Raw genomic sequence first — 2,633 nt, forward strand, 5'->3', positions numbered from 1 at the left:
CCTCAAATTTCATTTCTATTTCCTTTCTTTAAATTTTATGCAAACGGCAGCAAATTTACGCCGTAAACGTCTTTAGGGTTTCGTTGTATTTGTTCTCGTCCTCGCACTGAATAAGCAGCAAGTCGCCCTCCTCAAATACCGATGAGCCGGTAGGTTTGATGTACTCGCCCTTGCGCTTGATGAGTAGCACCAAAAAATCGCTAGGAAGCTCGAGCTCGGCTAGGTTTTTGCCCACAACTTCGGCGTCAAAGCGTATGGTGTGCTGGCGCAAAGTATGGTAAAAGATCGGTAAATTCGACATCTCGACTTCTTTTGGTGCGGCTTCTTCTTTGACGCCGCATTTTTGCGCGACCTTTTCTAGCGTCATGCCTTGGATGATGATCGAGACGAATACGACGAAAAATATCGTGTTAAAAATCAGCTCGGAATTCGGTAAATTCGCCCCGAACGGATAGGTCGCAAGTACGATAGGAACGACGCCGCGAAGTCCGACCCATGAGATAAAGATCTTTTCTTTAACATTATACCTAGAAAGTAAAAGCGAGAGAAAAACGCCCATAGGACGCGCGACGAACATGATCCAAAAAGCGACCACGGCGCCCGCAAGCGCGACGGCGGGTAGCTGAGAAGGATTTACCAAAAGTCCCAGCGTCAAAAAGATAACGATCTGCATCGTCCACGCGATACCGTCGTGAAAACCGATCAAATTTTTCTTATGCGCGAACTCTTTTTTATTTATAAACATACCCGCGATATAAACAGCCAAAAAGCCGTTGCCGCCGACTTTGCCGGCTAGCACGTATAAAAGCATGACCCAAGCCATCGAAAACACGGGATATAGTCCCCAGTACTCAAGCCTTAGGCGGTTAAAAAGCCCGGGCAGCGCGACGCCGAACATATAGCCCATCAGCCCGCCTAGCAAAAACTGCTTAACCAGCGTTAACGCAACATCGGGAACGCTGGGGATCGTGGCTATGGAGATGATTTGTAGTATCGTGACGGTTAAAAAAATCGCCATCGGGTCGTTTGATCCGGACTCTAGCTCCAGAAGAGGACGGATGTTGTTTCGCAGCGAAATTTCCTTTGCTCCTAGTATCGCAAACACCGCAGCAGCGTCGGTCGAGGAGATGATAGAGCCAAACAGCAAAGCCTCTAGCCAGTCAAGGCCTAGTAGGTATTTTACCAGTACGGCTATCATGCCGGCAGTTAGCACTACGCCAAGGGTGGCTAGGATGATGCCGTTTACCATGACGGGGCGGATAGATTTTAAATTTGTATCGAGGCCACCTGCGTAAAGTATAAAAATAAGCGCGATAGTGCCCACGTCTTGGGCGATTTGGCGATTATTAAAATCAAGCCCGAGCAGTCCGTCCGAGCCCGCGAGCATACCCACGGCCAAAAATACGACTAACGACGGGATACCGAATCTATCTGAAACCTTACTAGAAACGATACAAGCGATAAGTAGAATAGAAAAAAATAATAAAAAAGTTTCTAACATTGTGCCTCATTTGAGTTCAAAGCGGGGCAAATTTAAGGCTAAATTTAGCACCCTTAAAGCCTCAAATTTGGCGCGTTTCGTAAATAAATTTTATCCGATTTTACCTTTTTAACGGATAAAAAGGATTAATTTTTATCATCATAAAAGATGAGATCAAAGCTATTTTTGCGCTTTACCAGAGCCTTTTTAGACGGCACGCCGCCCTGCTCCATTTTAGCCAGCTCCTCTTTCATCTGCTTTATCATGACCTCAGACTGCTCGATCTGCTCTTTTAGCTGCAAGATGATATCCACGCCCGCTAAATTTACGCCCAGATCGCGCGTTAGACGTAGTATCATCTTGATGCGGTCCATATCTTTTTCGGAGTAAAGGCGCATCTTGCCCTCGGTTCTTGACGGCTCTAGCAGCCCCTCGCGCTCGTATTGGCGCAGCGTCTGCGGATGTATGGAGAGCACCTTTGCTACGACGCTTATTAGGTAGACCGGTTCTTCGTATTGTTTCATCTTATGCCCCCGGGAGTTTTTGCTTCATAAGCTCGGCTAGCTCGCCGTCTAGGGCATTTACGTCCGGCAAAGACACGCGAGCGCGCAAGTATAAATCACCGAATATCCCGCTTTTTCTATTTTGCACGCCGTATCCTTTGAGCCTGATTTTTTGCCCGGATTTTGAGTTTTCGGCGATTTTTATCGTTACGTCTTTTTTAGGCGTTTTTACGTCTATCTTACCGCCGAACATCATCGTTTTTAGCGGGATTAGCACGTCTTTATATAGATCGTCGCCGTCTCTTTCGTATTCGTCGCTAGGCGCGATATTTACGGTTAATATCAGATCTCCGTGTCCGCCGCTACCTTTGCCTTTTATGCGTAGCTTTTCGCCGTTATTTATGCCGTTTGGGATTTTTATTTTGATATTTTCGCCGTTAAAATTTATCGAGTGTTCGCCGCCTTTTACCGCTACGTCAAATGGTATAGTTACCTTCGCGCGCGAGTCTAGATCCTCATCGTCCTCAAAGCCGCTAAATCCGCCAGTCTGTCTAAATCCGCTAAAGCCGCTTCTACTTGAAAATCCGCTAAAGCCGCCTCCGCCGAAGATATTTTTTAAAATTTCGTCCAAATTTCCCATACCAGAGCTG

Annotated in this window: 3 protein-coding genes; all 3 read right to left on the minus strand. The window is 46.6% G+C overall.

The features are described from left to right. Nucleotides 1-55: 55 nt before the first annotated feature. Nucleotides 56-1,501, minus strand: coding sequence for a potassium/proton antiporter (locus Q0546_RS11220; protein WP_298793086.1), 1,446 nt, complete (start codon nt 1,499-1,501; stop codon nt 56-58). Nucleotides 1,502-1,626: 125 nt separating this feature from the next. Beyond that, nucleotides 1,627-2,004 (minus strand): helix-turn-helix transcriptional regulator, encoded by a 378-nt coding sequence (locus tag Q0546_RS11225; RefSeq protein WP_122871217.1) that lies wholly within the window; start codon nt 2,002-2,004, stop codon nt 1,627-1,629. Between the two features lies 1 nt (nt 2,005). Next, nucleotides 2,006-2,633: DnaJ C-terminal domain-containing protein (locus Q0546_RS11230; RefSeq protein WP_298793090.1), on the minus strand; the 628-nt coding region annotated here is incomplete at its 5' end.

Source organism: uncultured Campylobacter sp. (assembly GCF_937997465.1).
Taxonomy (GTDB): Bacteria; Campylobacterota; Campylobacteria; order Campylobacterales; family Campylobacteraceae; genus Campylobacter_A.